Source organism: Sporomusa sp. 246TCP1, assembly GCF_057319775.1.
In genome coordinates this window covers 1,890,602-1,904,799 of sequence record NZ_CM170492.1, presented here as the reverse complement: position 1 = coordinate 1,904,799, position 14,198 = coordinate 1,890,602, and the positions used below count along the sequence as shown (strand labels likewise).

The window sequence follows — 14,198 nt, the reverse complement described above, 5'->3', positions numbered from 1 at the left end:
TGTGATAAAATATCATAAAATACAAAAAACAATTATGCAACTGGCGGAAATAGCGATTACTATAGGGGAGCATAATTGAATATTATCGACCGCCTGGGTAAATATATTATTTGCTCAGGCGGTTTTGTATTTATTTAACTTTGGAGGTTGTGCATATGAAGAGTTCAGAAATTACACTTAAGTACGGATGTAATCCACATCAAAAACCTGCTAAAATGTATATCCACGAAAGAATACTACCATTTGAAGTTTTAAATGGTACACCGAGCTATATTAATTTTATGGATGCATTTAACTCATGGCAGTTGGTAAAAGAACTAAAACAGGTAACAGGATTACCTGCAGCTGCTTCTTTCAAGCATGTAAGCCCAGCCGGGGCAGCTATTGGGATTCCTTTGAGTTTAGCATTAAAAAAAGCATATTTCGTGGAGGATATAGAGTTATCCGCTGTGGCAACTGCCTATGCAAGAGCTAGAGGGGCAGATAGAATGTCATCTTATGGGGATTGGGTCGCCATAAGCGATACTGTAGATCTTTCAACTGCGATTATATTAAGCAAGTCGGTTTCAGATGGAATAATTGCTCCAGGATATACAGATGAGGCGCTAACGTTATTAAGGAAAAAGAAAAAAGGAAACTATTGTATTATTGAGATGGACTGTAACTATACCCCTAAAGAAATTGAAACAAGAGAGATATATGGTATGACTTTTGAACAAAGGAGAAATGAGATACCGATAAATACTGACTTGTTGCGTAATATGGTATCCTGTAATAATAACATAACCGAAGAGGCAAAACGGGATCTGCTGATTGCAATGGTCACATTAAAATATACCCAGTCAAATTCAGTCTGTTTTGCTTTAGATGGACAGGTAATCGGCGTAGGCGCAGGGCAACAGTCCCGTATACATTGCACAAGATTGGCCGCTTCAAAGGCAGATAAATGGTATTTAAGACAACATCCTGCTGTGTTTGATTTATCATTTAAAGAAAATGCCTCAATACCAGATAGAGATAATGTTATTGATCAATATCTGAGTGATGAAACTACCTCGATAGAAATGAAGGGCTGGGAAAGAGTGCTTGCTAAAGTTCCATCCCGACTAACAAAGGAAGAAAAATCATCATGGCTTTCCAAGTTGCATAATGTTTCATTAGGCTCTGATGCATTTTTTCCATTTAGAGATAATATTGATAGAGCTGCCCTAAGTGGAGTAAAATTTATTGTTCAACCAGGTGGTTCTTTGAGAGACGATAGTATAATTGAAGCATGTAATGAATATGGTATGGTTATGTTTTTTTCCGGTTTAAGGTTATTTCACCATTAGAATTAAATTCTTATACCCTCAGCGTAGGTTTTATCAGAAGTGTTGGCGACACCCCTGTTTTTGGGCAAAACAAAAGACTCCGTGTGTACTCACGAAGTCTTTTGTAACCCCCGTAACCCTTCGGCCTTTGCCGGAAAAAGCGTTCCGCACTTTTGTTACTTTTGGGGCAATGCCAAAAGTAAAACCCCAAAGGACAGGGGGACGGTAGTAGCGTCTTAAGTTCAAGACGGTTCCTCCGTCCCTCTGTCCTTCGTCCTTTTCTGAGACGGTTGGGGTTTTGGTCAGTAGCGAGCATAGCTGGACCTCCTTTGTGCAGTCAATATTTGCGTGGTACAATAAAACTAATTGATTAGAGAACTTATCCTGAAAATATGGATTTTAATTTGGCGAAAAGGCGGTATTTATTGGATGAAAATTGAAACAGAAAGATTGGTAATAAGAAATTTCAAAGAGAATGACGCCGCGGGATTATGGGATTATCTCTCCCACCCACGTGTAAATTGCTTTCTTAATGAAAAACTCAATATATTTGAAGATGCCATTGCCGATGTTAAGCTTAGAAGCAAAGATGAATCACAGTTCGCCGTTTGTTTGAAAGAAATTGATACAGTTATCGGGAATTTATTCGCAATAAAAGATGAACCAGATACCTACAGCGTTGGTTGGCAGTTTAATGAAAAATACGAAGGAAAAGGATACGCAAGCGAATCAGCAAGGGCATTTCTTAATTTTCTATTTAGTAATAAGAAAGCAAGACGCATATATGCTTACGTAGAAGATGATAATATTCGTTCACAAAAACTCTGTGAGCGGCTCAATATGCGTAGAGAAGCATATTTTATAGAGTTTATATCGTTCATTCAAAACCCAGATGGAACACCAAAGTACGAAAATACGTTTGAATATGCCATTTTAAAAAGGGAATGGAAATAACGGTAAGAAATGGTATGTCGGGAAAGTATCAAAAGCGGTTATGATTTTAATGATTTACACGAACATGGTACCAGTGGCACGTAATAGTACTATCGACAAGAGTCTGTAGTGGACTTTCACCACCAAGTTATCGCCCATTCGGGGGCAAACCGCAAAAAACAGCCTCACGGAGCAAAACCACGAGGCTGTTTTCAATCCTGCAACAGGCTCAAATACTGCGAAAGTCTTTCTTTTACATATTCACCCACCATGTTCACCATCGGGGAGGCGTCGTTATCCCGATAATAACTGTCAAAACAGGCGTAATATTTTCTCCTGTCCGAAAACTTCACATCGATGGGCGGGTAACCCGCCTGCATCAGCATAAGGTTTAATACCAATCTGCCGGTTCGCCCATTGCCGTCGATGAAAGGATGGATTCCTTCAAAATTCAAATGGAACAATGCCGCTGTTTCTATCCTATGTCGGCTGTCGTGGGGCAGCTCCTCAACCAGCCGCTCCATCTGAACAGGGACAAGATAGGGCTGTGGGGGTTCGTGGTGCGCCCCCATAATTTTCACCGGAATTCTTCGATATACCCCCTTGTCCTCCGGCCTGTTCATCAGGACGAGTGAGTGAATTTCACGGATGACCCTTTCCGAAATCGGAACCTTAGTACTGACAAGTGAAACGATATAAAGGAACGCATCGCGGTGACCCACCGCCTCCAAATGGTCTTTGAGTGGCTTTTGGTCAATCGTCACGCCCTCCAAGACAAGCGCGGTTTCTTGCAGCGTGAGCGTGTTACCCTCGATGGCATTTGAGTTGTAAGTAAATTCCACGAGGAATTCTTCCTGCAAGCGTTTTAGCTCCCCACTGGTCAGCGGGCGCCGACGGTCAAGCTCCGCCTTCATCTCGTCTACGGATACGAAGAGCGCGGCGTATTGTTCCGGAATCTTCTTGCCCCGCAGACTGCGCCCGTCAATCGGTTTTAATGTATCCAGCGGAATGAGGTAGGAACGTCCCTTTTGAATGACGCCCTCTATCCGCCTCTCCAAACAGAGGACACGAACGCGGCGGTCGGATATACCCCACCGCTCCGAAGCCTGTTTTACCGTAATGTATTGCACAATTTCACCACCCTAGCCCTTTTTCATAGTATAGCACATTATCGGAATAATATAAATAATTTATTCTATATATAAACTCATATTATTCCTATAATGTTAGGCAATCCCTAATCCTCCATCCGCTTCGTCACTCTATACCAGTGAAAGTCATTCCTTATTCTAGCTGCAAATAAACAAAACGACACCATCCGAGAAAAAAACCGAACAGTGTCGTTTGAAAACAGGGTGCAGAAGACCTATAAATTTGATATGATTTTTTAATGCTATGCAGAAGAATAATCTGCTACATACAGCTGTTACATTTCATGACTAATCGGTATGACAGTACCTTCTAAAAAATCAACGATGAACCCCTTGTCCTTTCCCCTGTCCATTTCTAAAACAAGGAGTGTCAAGTATAAAACCTGGCACAGGCGATCCGTCACCCTTCGTAAACCCCGTAACCCCTCGGCCTTTGCCGGAAAAAGCGTTCCGTAGGAGAAAAGCCGGGTGGTATTCCGTTAAAAAATCCGTACTGTTTGAGCGTAGCGAGTTTATGGATTTTAGGAATATCGCCCGGCTTTTCAGCTTTTGGAGGCGTGGGGCCTAGACCTTTTGCCGCGTACCCCGTTTGATGGACAGTAGAAACACATAGTATACTGATATCAGAGAGGGGATAGAAAAGATGAAGCAAGCTAAGAAGTACAGCGCAGAATATAAGATGGAAGCAATTCGACGATTGGAGCAGACGGGTGAATCGGTCGCTAAAGTGGCTGCTGATCTTGGGGTTAATGAAAATACGATGCACGGATGGATAAAGCGGCACCGTGAAAAACCGGTAAATCCTTTTCCCGGCAGCGGCAAGCTCAGCGACGATGATGAAAAGATGCGTAAGCTGGAACGAGAAATTCGTGAGCTGCGGGAGGAAAATGAGATTTTAAAAAAGGCGGCGCAGTACTTCGCCAAGAACCTCAAGTAAAAAGGTTCGAGTTTATCGCAGAACACCGCCATGAATATCGGGTAGCGAAGCTATGTGAAGTGCTCTTTGTTGCAAGAAGCGCTTATTACGCATGGGAAAAACGCCCGGCAAGCAATAGAACGCTTGAAAATCAAGCATTAGCTGAAAAAATCAAAGAAATTCATGAAAGAAAGAATCGGACCTGTGGCAGCCGGAAGATGACCCGGGAACTACGACGACTCGGCAATCATGTAAACCATAAGCGGGTCGAACGAATCATGAAACAAGAAGGAATCCGCTCGAAAGTAGCCAGGAAGTTTAAGGCCACTACGAATTCTAACCATACCCTGCCGGTAGCTGAAAACCTCTTAAATCGTGAGTTCACAGCAGAAAAACCTAATCAGAAGATGGTAAGCGATATTACCTATGTATGGACTGAGGAAGGTTGGCTATATGTTGCTGGAATAATGGATCTTTGCGGACAGAAGATAGTAGGCTTATCTATGGGGGATAGAATGACGAAAGAACTAGTGATAAACGCTTTGAAGAGCGCTTATTTTCGGGTGGGCCGGCCAGAAAACGTATTACTTCATTCGGATCGAGGCAGCCAGTACTGCTCCCACGACTACCAAAAGCTGCTGAAAAGATATAAGTTCACTTGCAGTATGTCGCGGAAGGGAAACTGCTGGGACAACGCGCCAATGGAGTCATTCTGGGGGAAAATGAAATACGAATGGCTCAATGAGCATCGGTTTAAGACAAGAGATGAGGCAAGAGCTGCCGTCTTTGAATATGTTGAAATATTTTACAACCGACAGCGCTTGCATGAAACCAACGGCTATCTAACTCCGGAAGAATATTATTCAATCGCCTTGGCGGCGTAGGCAATTGTGCAAAACATTGCGAATGTAGAGACTGATGATTGTAGTGACTATAAACATCGGCTGTAGTGACTATATTTCACAAGAGGTTGTTATCATGTTTATACGAACAATAAAACGCAAGCTCAAAACCGATACGGCGTTTGATTTCAAGCTACTTGAATCTTATCGTCAGGCCGGATCGCCTCCCAAGCACAAGTTTATCAAAGGTTGGACGATAAAGAAGTCGGACATTTGGGCCATGGGCGACATATTCGTAGACGACATAGAATTTGATCTCGATTTAGCCGGGATGAGTCGTAGCGAAATCAGGAAAATTATCGCGTCGATACGAAAAAAGTTAGTGACTTTGTTGAAATAATGAGCATGGCTTTGAGATATTGAGAAATTCTTGGGTTTTTCCTGTCTATTTTGCGGGGGACGCCCCAGGACAGAGGGACGGTGGTAGCATCTTAAGTTCAAGACGGTTCCTCCGTCCCCCTGTCCTTTTCGGGACGGCTTCTTTATTTATGGGCTTTTTTTGATAATGGGGGCGTGGCTCAGTTGAATGACCGGCTCTTTAGACAGGAAGTTGAAGTGGATAAATTAAAAGCAGTTAAGTAACCAGCCCGGCCATTGCACCGGGTTTATTTTAGTATAAAAAAAGTATAAGTTTTGGAGTCATGGAGGCCTTAAAGAAATTGTGCCCCCCATAAGGTGGTACCCCGGCAACTCCCGTAACTCGTAACCCCTCGGCCTTTGCCGGAAAAAGCGTTCCGTAGGAGAAAAGCCGGGTGGTATTCCGTTAAAAAATCCGTACTGTTTGAGCGTAGCGAGTTTATGGATTTTAGGAATATCGCCCGGCTTTTCAGCTTTTGGAGGCGTGGGGCCTAGACTTTTTGTTACTTTTGGGGCAATGCCAAAAGTAAAATCCCTCTCACAAGAAAAAGCAAAATCGAATCCCTCCGCCAGTGCGCTGGCACCTCCCTTTTGCAAGGGAGGCAAGGAGTAAAGGGCAAAAATCAAGACTCCGTGTGCATTCACGGAGTCTTGATTTATTTAGATATGTATTGGTCAAATCAACACGACTTGAACGTATGTCCTCTACCACCCCAACCGGGAGTACGGCAAGACATTTCTTATTTATCGGCTTTAACAACCTCATCTTTCTTCTCATGCATATTGGCCGCTATCGGGCGAAATGGGGTTATGGTTGAAATAGCATGTTTGTAAACCAACTGCTGTTTACCGTCATTTTCAATAATTACAGTAAAATTGTCAAATCCCCTTACAGCCCCGCGTAATTGGAATCCATTAACCAAATATATAATTACAGGCATATTTTCTTTTCGTACTTGATTTAAAAAACTGTCTTGCAGATTAATGACTTTATTGTTCGTCAAATGAAACCCCTCCGTATTATGTTCTTCTCTTTTTTCTATTTTACCTTACACCAAACTTTCCTGCAATACCATTGTAAATTGTTTCCAATAGATTATTGTACTCCTCAAAGTTATCTACATTATACCATGTTATATAAGGCATCCGCCGATAAAAGGTCAATTGACGCTTAGCAAAATTACGGGTAGCCTGTTTTAATTGGTCAGTAGCGGTTATCAAATCCTGATCTGTGAGCAGGTACTCAACAATTTCTTTATAGCCAATCCCCTGCATTGCCTGGCAGCTTGGTGGTACACCCTGCTGCAAGAGCCCTGCCACTTCATCAACTAAGCCCTGTTCGATCATCTGATCAACCCGGCGATTAATCCTTTCATATAAGGCAGCACGTTCCATAGTAAGGCCAATCACCACAGCATCAAACAGCAATTCATTTGTTGCTGTTTTTTCGCGGGAAATAGTTTCACCGCTTAGGTAATATACTTCAAGGGCTCTGATTATCCGGCGCTGATCATTAGGATGCAGTCTAGCGGCCGTAAGCGGCTGAACTTGCTGCAAAAGATCATGCAGGTATTGATTACCATATTGCTTTGCCAACTCAGTTAGTTTTTGGCGCAGCTTTTCATCACCCGGTGCCTGGTTGAACTGATAGCCCTCAAGCAGCGCACGCACATAAAGACCAGTACCACCTGCCAGAATCGGAATGCGGTTGTCGTTATTTATTTGGATAATGAGTTTTTGCGCATATTGTTGAAAATCAACTACATTAAATTCTTGATCCGGTTCCAGGATATCAATAAGATGATGAACAATACCCTCGCGTTCCCTCATATCTGGTTTGGCAGTACCAATATCCATTCCCCGATATACGAGCATGGAATCACCGGAGATAATTTGGGTATCAAGCTTTTTAGCTAAATCGATGCTTATTTTAGTCTTGCCTACAGCAGTAGGACCAATAATTACAATTAGACGGTTCATAGTGGGCCCCCGCCGGTCATTTTCGGCTTGCATTCAATAATACCATAATTAATACTGCTATATTTGCCGCCAACTGCTCGATTCATTCCCAGTCGGGCAAATTCACTACTGCCGGCAGCTTCTTTGACCACAACCTTCTGTTTTGCCACCCGGCAAGCCTGGCTAATCGCTTCCGGTGTAACTGGCTGCGTATTTGCCAAAGTCCTAATGGGATTTACATTCGAGCTTTTTAAAATAGGCTCACGAAACATGGGATCAAAATAAACGATGTCAAAACTGTTATCAGGCAAAGCTGCTAGTTGATCACTGTAGTCGGCATTTTCCACCTTCACTCGTCGCAAAGCTTTTGTAATAGCAGGTTCGGATGCAAGCGTAAAGTTTTGTAGACCATAGCTGGTTATCAATGAAATTACCGGTGAACTTTCAAAGCCAACAATCATACCCTTTTCACCGGTCACAAAACTGGCAACAATGGCATCTGTCGCGAGTCCTAAGGTACAGTCAAGAACTGACATACCCGGCATAAGGCCCATTGCAGTCACCATATGGTCATGATTTCCATTTAGTAGGTTTTTTATGCGTAGTTCAGCCATGCTTAAGTGAAAAAAGTACTCCCCCGCAGGGGTATGTACGATTGGCCCGGTAGTAGTAACTACGATAAGCTCATTTAGCTCATATTTTTCCTTGAGGGCAGCTAACGAATAATGGTTGCGCGGCACAAACGGCACTGCTAGTTTGTCGGCTATCTCTTTTGCTTGTTGGGTGATACCTGGCAGAGTATGTTGGGCAGTGGTTACAATTAAGTTCATATACTCATCACCTATGTACGCTTAAACAATTTTGCCAGCTCATCTGGACCAAATCGTATGATAGTCGGACGACCATGTGGACAAGTGTAGGGCAGGTCAGTTGTATAAAGTTCACTTAGTAAAGCCTGTATTTGCCGCATGGTAAGCGTCTCACCCGCCTTAATGGCACTACGGCAGGCTGCCATTTGCAAATAGGCGTGACGCAATTCCTGAGCCGTAGGCTGGTGCATATCGGTAACTAGCTGCAACACTTGCCGCAGCACTGCTTCTGCATCAGCCAGGGGAATATCCACAGGCAGCTCTAGTAGTCTCATGGTGTCAGGGCCAACTTGTTCGAGAGTAAAACCCAGTTGATACAAGGTATCCTGATTTCCGGTAATGATGTTGCAATCATCTTTGGTAAATTCCAGATACTGAGCTACTAATAACTGTTGTGCCGGTACACGCCCTGTGGAGCGGCTCATGCGGTCATAGAGTATTCGTTCATGGGCCGCATGCTGGTCAATGATATAGAGGCCATCCTGGCCTTGTGCTACAATATAGCAAGTCTCAATCTGCCCCAAAGGATACAAGGGACAGTCAGACTCTGCGGCGATAGCTTCACTACATTCCCGCAACTGGTCCTCTTGCTGTATAGTCTGTCTGACCTCGGCCAAAGAAGTATCTTCTTCACGCCATAATGCTGGCGTCCACGACTGAGCTGCAGATTCTTCAGATTTATTGGCGAAAATATATTTATGCGTATTACTATACCTGTCTTTGCCGGTACTAGCTGGAAATCGTGGACTTATTGGCGCTGACGGCCCTGGCTGCACAGTTGCCGCTGCTTGCATGTGGGACACCGGCGCAGTTAGACTAGCAGAAACAGCTTTATATACTGCCCGGTAAATCCTTTGATCATCACTGAATTTAACTTCTTTTTTCTGCGGATGAACATTAACATCAACTGCTTCAGCGGCAATTTGGATATCAAGTATCGCTAAGGGATGCCCGTTTTTCGGCAATAAGGAAAAGTAGGCATTGTCTAACGCTTTTGCCAGCATCCTGCTATTTACCACCCGCTGATTGACCATAAATGTCTGCCATTGACGACTGCTTTTAAGCAAAACCGGCTTGGCTACATAGCCTGATACCCTAATACCCTCGTTACTGTATTCTACCGGTAAAAGTTCCGGGGTAACCTTATGCCCATAGATATCGGCAATTGTATCAAGCAAGCGTCCATTACCACCGGTGGAGAATGTCAAACGCCCATTACTGATTAGTTTAAAAGCGATTTGTGGATGAGACAGCGACAACTTTGTGACAATATCGCTAATATGACCACTTTCGGCAGGTGGTGTTTTTAAAAACTTGCGGCGAGCCGGCGTATTAAAAAATAAATCAGTTACTGTTATGGTTGTGCCACACCCTGCCCCGGCTTCCCGGATATCGGCAATTATCCCTCCATTAATCTCTACATAGGTTGCCAATGTTTCTGCCTGCAAGCGGGAGGTCAGTGTAAATTTAGACACAGCAGCAATGCTTGGCAAGGCTTCGCCGCGAAACCCCAGGGATTGAATTGCTGCTAAATCTTCAGCAGTACGAATTTTGCTGGTAGCGTGGCGTTTTACAGCAAGTTGAGCATCTTCATGACTCATCCCCTGGCCATCATCAGTGACCCGGATGGATTTTATTCCACCTTCGGCAATTTCAATTTCAATGTTCTTGCTGCCGGCGTCGATTGCGTTTTCAACAAGTTCTTTAATAACCGCTGCCGGGCGTTCAACAACTTCGCCGGCAGCAATCTTATTGGCTGTATTCTCATCTAAGATATGAATTACTTGCTGGCTCATATGCTTCCGTTTTCCTCTCTGGCCTGCGTTTGCAGCCGAAATAAGATATTAAGCGCCTCTAAGGGAGTCAGGGTCATAATATCAAGAGCTAGTAATTCATCCGCAATGCATGAGTTAAACAAAGAAACCGTAGTGACGGCAGCAGGCTCGTTGCATCGTCCATTAGCAGGCAGCGGCATAGGTATTGCAGACAGCTTACCTTGTTCCAATTCATGTAAGGTCTGCTGAGCCTTTTCAATAATTCGCTTCGGCAGTCCGGCAAGCTGAGCAACATGAATACCATAGCTCTTATCAGCACCACCTGGTATTATGCGGCGCAAAAATACAATCTCATTACCCCGTTCTTTTACCGCTACCGAGTAATTTTTTATTACTTTGCTGGTATCAGCCAACTCTGTTAGTTCATGATAATGAGTAGCAAATAAAGTTTTCGCTTTCACTTTATCCTTGATATACTCAACAACTGCCCGGGCAATACTCATACCATCAAAAGTACTTGTTCCACGACCAATTTCATCTAAGATAATTAGGCTATTGGCTGTAGCATATTTCACAATTTGGGCAGTCTCAGTCATTTCAACCATAAACGTGCTTTGTCCTGTAGCCAGATCATCACTGGCACCGACTCTGGTAAAAATCCGGTCAACAGGGCAAATGGATGCTTCTCTTACCGGAATAAAACTGCCCATCTGGGCCATAATTGTGAGCAGTGCCACTTGTCTCATGTAAGTAGACTTGCCAGCCATGTTTGGGCCGGTAATAATCAATATTTCACTGTCACGGTGATTGAGTTCTGTATCATTAGGCACAAACATTTCACCGTGCAAGAGGCGCTCAACTACCGGATGCCGGCCATCTTTTATAATAATATCCCTGGTTTGGTTAAGCTTAGGCCGAATATAATTAAAGCGGGCTGCAGCTTCACTTAGAGAAATAATGACATCTAACTGGGCAACATGCAAGGCAGTCTGCTGGATTTCACCAATACGTTCTTTTATATAGTCTCTGATTACAGAAAATAGTTGGTATTCAATATTTACAATTTTTTCCTGAGCGCCAAGTACTTTGGTCTCAAACTCCTTCAGTTCAGGCGTAATATACCGTTCCGCATTAACAAGGGTCTGTTTGCGGACATAGTTTGGCGGTACCGCCCCCGTATTGGCATGGGTTATCTCAATGTAATAGCCAAAAACCCTGTTATACCCTATTTTAAGCGACTTGATGCCCGTAGTTTCGCGTTCACGCAGTTCCAGATCATGGATCCATTGTTTACTATCGCGGGCAATACTTCTAAGCTCATCAAGTTCTAAGTCATAACCTGTTCTGATAATACCGCCTTCACGAATAGTAAATGGCGGATTATCAGCGATTGCATTGTCAATCATAGTAGTTACATCGACGTGCGTTTTAATAGCCATACCAATATCGGTAAGCAGCTGCGACTGACATTCTTGCAGCGTTAGCTTTATCTCAGGCAGCACTGACAGTGAAGTTTTTAGCGCCGTTAGATCACGGGCATTAGCACTGCCTACCTCAATCCGGGTTAGAATGCGCTCAAAATCATAAATATTACCAAGAAGCTCTTTTAACGGCTCACGCACTACCCGTTTATCTAACAAATCGGCAATAGCGTCCTGACGTTTAGTAATCGTAACCGGGTTTAATAAGGGAAACTCCAACCACTTTTTAAGCAGCCTGCTGCCCATTGCTGTTTTTGTAAAATCAATTACTGACAGCAGGGTGTCTTTACGCCCACCATCACGCATATTCCGGGTGATTTCAAGATTGCGCAAGGTGGAAGCATCTAGTACTAAATACTCCTGCGTATTGATTCTTGTCAGTTTGTTAAGATGGGAGAGATGGCTTTTTAAATTATAGTGCAAATAATACAGCAGATAGCTTACGGCCGCTTGTGCCGCAGGATTTGCGGGAAGCTCTTCTTCCGCAAAATGATTATGCGGTAACTGTGCAGCTACCGTAAGGTCTGCATTTGACAGGGTAGTAACTGCACAAGCAGACACTCTTTGTGATACGAAATTTGTTATAGCTGTGATTCCATCTAATTTACCTACCAGCACTAATTCTGCCGGCAGCAGACGATACAGTTGATCACAAACAGTATTTGTCCGCGAACTGCCTGAAAATATGGCCCATAAGCATTCACCTGTTGATATATCTGTTGCGGCCAAACATAATTCATCATCTTCTTCGTATAACAGTGCCAAATAATTATTGGCCTTATCAGGCAGACTGGACTCAGACAGAATCGTCCCGGGTGTAATAATCTTAACGACTTCTCTGCGCACAATCCCTTTTGCTTGTTTGGGATCTTCAACCTGTTCACAAATAGCTACTTTATATCCTTTATTAATTAATTTAGCGATATAATTATCAGCCGCATGGTAGGGTATACCGCACATCGGGACCCTTTTGTTATTGCCCCCCTCGCGGGATGTTAATGTAATCTCCAGTTCACGCGCAGCTAGCTCCGCATCTTCAAAAAACATTTCGTAAAAATCGCCTAAACGAAAAAACAGTATTTCACTGCTAAGGTTACTCTTTACCTCCCGATACTGTTCCAGCATCGGAGTATAATTTGTTGTCATACTGTAAATTCTCCTCTGCTATTAGAGCAAGCGCCCCTTTAAAACCCAAGTTTGGGCTTTGTCAATTTGTATATTTACTAAATCACCAATCTTCTCGGTACCCGTTTTCTCCCATAATACAATCTTATTGGTACGAGTTCGCCCCATTAATTTCATCGCATCATTTTTACTTGCACCTTCAACCAATACCTCAATAATAGTCCCTGTCAGCTGTTTGTTTATTTCTAAGCTTATCTCATTTTGCACAGCCATCAGCTGATTAAGACGCGCTTTTTTGACTGCCAGTGGCAGTTGGCCCTCATATTGGGCTGCCGGTGTCCCTGAGCGCGGCGAATATAAAAAAGTATAGGCTACATCATACCTGACACTTTTGATAAAATCAAGCGTTTCGAGAAACTGCTCCTCCGTCTCCCCAGGAAAACCCACAATTAAGTCGGTTGTTATACTGGCGCCAGGAATGGACTTACGAATATGAGTAACAAGCTGACGATAATACTCGGTAGTATAGCCGCGATTCATCTGTTTCAGAATAGAATTACTACCGGATTGCACGGGAAGATGAAAGTGCTCACAAATTCTGTTACTGTTTTTGATAATGTCAATCAGCTTAGTATTCATATCCCGCGGATGGGATGTCATATAACGAATACGGGCTATGGTTTCAATTTGATCAGTTGCTTGCAGTAAATCGGCAAAATCGATCTGTGTATCAAGATCTTTGCCATAGGAATTTACGTTTTGACCAAGCAGGGTTATTTCTTTAAAGCCCTCTGCTCCTAACTGCCGGATTTCGGCTATTATATTTTCCATTGGGCGGCTGCGTTCACGGCCTCTGACATAGGGAACTATACAATAGGTGCAAAAATTGTTGCAGCCATACATAATTGGTACCCAGGCCGATATCTGACTTTTATGGACAGTTGGGACATCAGGGACCAAACGTTCAGCCTGATCCCATACCGATACAACCTTTTCCCCGCTTGTTTCTATCTGGGAAATGAGTTCTACCAGTTGATGCGTATTATGTGTTCCCATAACCAGACTAACATGAGGGAACTTCTTTACTATTTTATCTTTATCCTTTTGCGCCATACAGCCAACAACGCCGATAATTATATTGGGATTGACTGACTTTAGTCTTTTCATCTCCCCAATCTTGCCGTAAATCTTCTTTTCCGCACTTTCCCGGACACAACAAGTATTTAGCAAAATTACATCAGCCTGATCAATATTTTCTGTAGCTTCATAACCAATTGTTCGCAATTGGCCAGCTAACCTTTCTGAGTCGTTGAGATTCATCTGACACCCGAAGGTGATCGTATAAAAAAGTTTATGACCTAAGTCTTTCTGGTCCAAATCCATCTATGTATCAGCTCCAATGGCAAAGTTATCTATAATT

Annotated in this window: 11 protein-coding genes and 1 riboswitch; of the genes, 4 read left to right on the top strand and 7 right to left on the bottom strand. The window is 43.3% G+C overall.

The genetic code is table 11. From position 1 onward, the window contains the following. The first annotated feature begins 26 nt into the window (after positions 1–26). Positions 27–106: riboswitch (ZMP/ZTP riboswitch) on the top strand. Positions 107–155: 49 nt separating this feature from the next. Together AC1ECB_RS09450 and AC1ECB_RS09445 are read left to right on the top strand one after the other, a co-directional pair. After that, positions 156–1,331, top strand: a complete 1,176-nt coding sequence (locus AC1ECB_RS09450; RefSeq protein WP_485668456.1) for a phosphoribosylaminoimidazolecarboxamide formyltransferase — start codon at positions 156–158, stop codon at positions 1,329–1,331. 408 nt (positions 1,332–1,739) lie between these two features. Continuing rightward, positions 1,740–2,264: a GNAT family N-acetyltransferase gene (locus AC1ECB_RS09445; RefSeq protein WP_485668455.1), complete on the top strand. Its 525-nt coding sequence runs from the start codon at positions 1,740–1,742 to the stop codon at positions 2,262–2,264. Between the two features lie 191 nt (positions 2,265–2,455). Here the strand turns inward: AC1ECB_RS09445 and AC1ECB_RS09440 are convergent, their stop codons facing one another. Then, the gene (locus AC1ECB_RS09440; RefSeq protein ID WP_485668454.1) at positions 2,456–3,373 is read right to left on the bottom strand and encodes a Fic family protein; all 918 of its coding nucleotides are present in this window, start codon (positions 3,371–3,373) and stop codon (positions 2,456–2,458) included. 655 nt (positions 3,374–4,028) lie between these two features. Here AC1ECB_RS09440 and AC1ECB_RS09435 point away from each other — a divergent pair. Beyond that, positions 4,029–5,194 (top strand): IS3 family transposase gene (locus tag AC1ECB_RS09435; protein ID WP_485669255.1). Its coding sequence is split into 2 segments (ribosomal slippage): positions 4,029–4,302 and positions 4,302–5,194, totalling 1,167 coding nucleotides; the frame shifts between segments, so codons are not numbered across the junction. A 34-nt stretch (positions 5,195–5,228) separates the two neighbouring features. Then, the gene (locus tag AC1ECB_RS09430) at positions 5,229–5,552 is read left to right on the top strand and encodes a hypothetical protein (RefSeq protein ID WP_485664417.1); all 324 of its coding nucleotides are present in this window, start codon (positions 5,229–5,231) and stop codon (positions 5,550–5,552) included. A gap of 757 nt (positions 5,553–6,309) precedes the next feature. Here the strand turns inward: AC1ECB_RS09430 and hfq are convergent. The 6 genes from hfq to miaB are packed head-to-tail and all read right to left on the bottom strand — an operon-like array spanning position 6,310 to position 14,161. After that, positions 6,310–6,573 carry an RNA chaperone Hfq gene (gene hfq, locus AC1ECB_RS09425; RefSeq protein WP_021170641.1) on the bottom strand — a complete coding sequence of 88 codons (264 nt, stop codon included), beginning with the start codon at positions 6,571–6,573 and terminating at the stop codon, positions 6,310–6,312. A gap of 40 nt (positions 6,574–6,613) precedes the next feature. Next, positions 6,614–7,549, bottom strand: a complete 936-nt coding sequence (gene miaA, locus AC1ECB_RS09420; RefSeq protein ID WP_485668453.1) for a tRNA (adenosine(37)-N6)-dimethylallyltransferase MiaA — start codon at positions 7,547–7,549, stop codon at positions 6,614–6,616. Then, the gene (locus AC1ECB_RS09415) at positions 7,546–8,358 is read right to left on the bottom strand and encodes a class I SAM-dependent methyltransferase (RefSeq protein WP_485668452.1); all 813 of its coding nucleotides are present in this window, start codon (positions 8,356–8,358) and stop codon (positions 7,546–7,548) included. Before AC1ECB_RS09415 ends, miaA begins: the two co-directional genes overlap by 4 nt. Before the next feature lie 11 nt (positions 8,359–8,369). After that, positions 8,370–10,193, bottom strand: a complete 1,824-nt coding sequence (gene mutL, locus AC1ECB_RS09410; RefSeq protein ID WP_485668451.1) for a DNA mismatch repair endonuclease MutL — start codon at positions 10,191–10,193, stop codon at positions 8,370–8,372. After that, positions 10,190–12,799 (bottom strand): DNA mismatch repair protein MutS, encoded by a 2,610-nt coding sequence (gene mutS, locus AC1ECB_RS09405; protein WP_485668450.1) that lies wholly within the window; start codon positions 12,797–12,799, stop codon positions 10,190–10,192. Before mutS ends, mutL begins: the two co-directional genes overlap by 4 nt. A 21-nt stretch (positions 12,800–12,820) precedes the next feature. Beyond that, positions 12,821–14,161, bottom strand: a complete 1,341-nt coding sequence (miaB, locus tag AC1ECB_RS09400) for a tRNA (N6-isopentenyl adenosine(37)-C2)-methylthiotransferase MiaB (protein WP_485668449.1) — start codon at positions 14,159–14,161, stop codon at positions 12,821–12,823. Positions 14,162–14,198 lie beyond the last annotated feature (37 nt).

Excerpts from the sequence above, each read along its gene's own strand:
- miaB (WP_485668449.1), bottom strand. The coding sequence starts at position 14,161 with ATGGATTTGGACCAGAAAGACTTAGGTCATAAACTTTTTTATACGATC.
- AC1ECB_RS09415 (WP_485668452.1), bottom strand. The coding sequence starts at position 8,358 with ATGAACTTAATTGTAACCACTGCCCAACATACTCTGCCAGGTATCACC.
- mutL (WP_485668451.1), bottom strand. The coding sequence starts at position 10,193 with ATGAGCCAGCAAGTAATTCATATCTTAGATGAGAATACAGCCAATAAG.
- AC1ECB_RS09450 (WP_485668456.1), top strand. The coding sequence starts at position 156 with ATGAAGAGTTCAGAAATTACACTTAAGTACGGATGTAATCCACATCAA.
- miaA (WP_485668453.1), bottom strand. The coding sequence starts at position 7,549 with ATGAACCGTCTAATTGTAATTATTGGTCCTACTGCTGTAGGCAAGACT.
- mutS (WP_485668450.1), bottom strand. The coding sequence starts at position 12,799 with ATGACAACAAATTATACTCCGATGCTGGAACAGTATCGGGAGGTAAAG.
- AC1ECB_RS09430 (WP_485664417.1), top strand. The coding sequence starts at position 5,229 with ATGATTGTAGTGACTATAAACATCGGCTGTAGTGACTATATTTCACAA.
- AC1ECB_RS09445 (WP_485668455.1), top strand. The coding sequence starts at position 1,740 with ATGAAAATTGAAACAGAAAGATTGGTAATAAGAAATTTCAAAGAGAAT.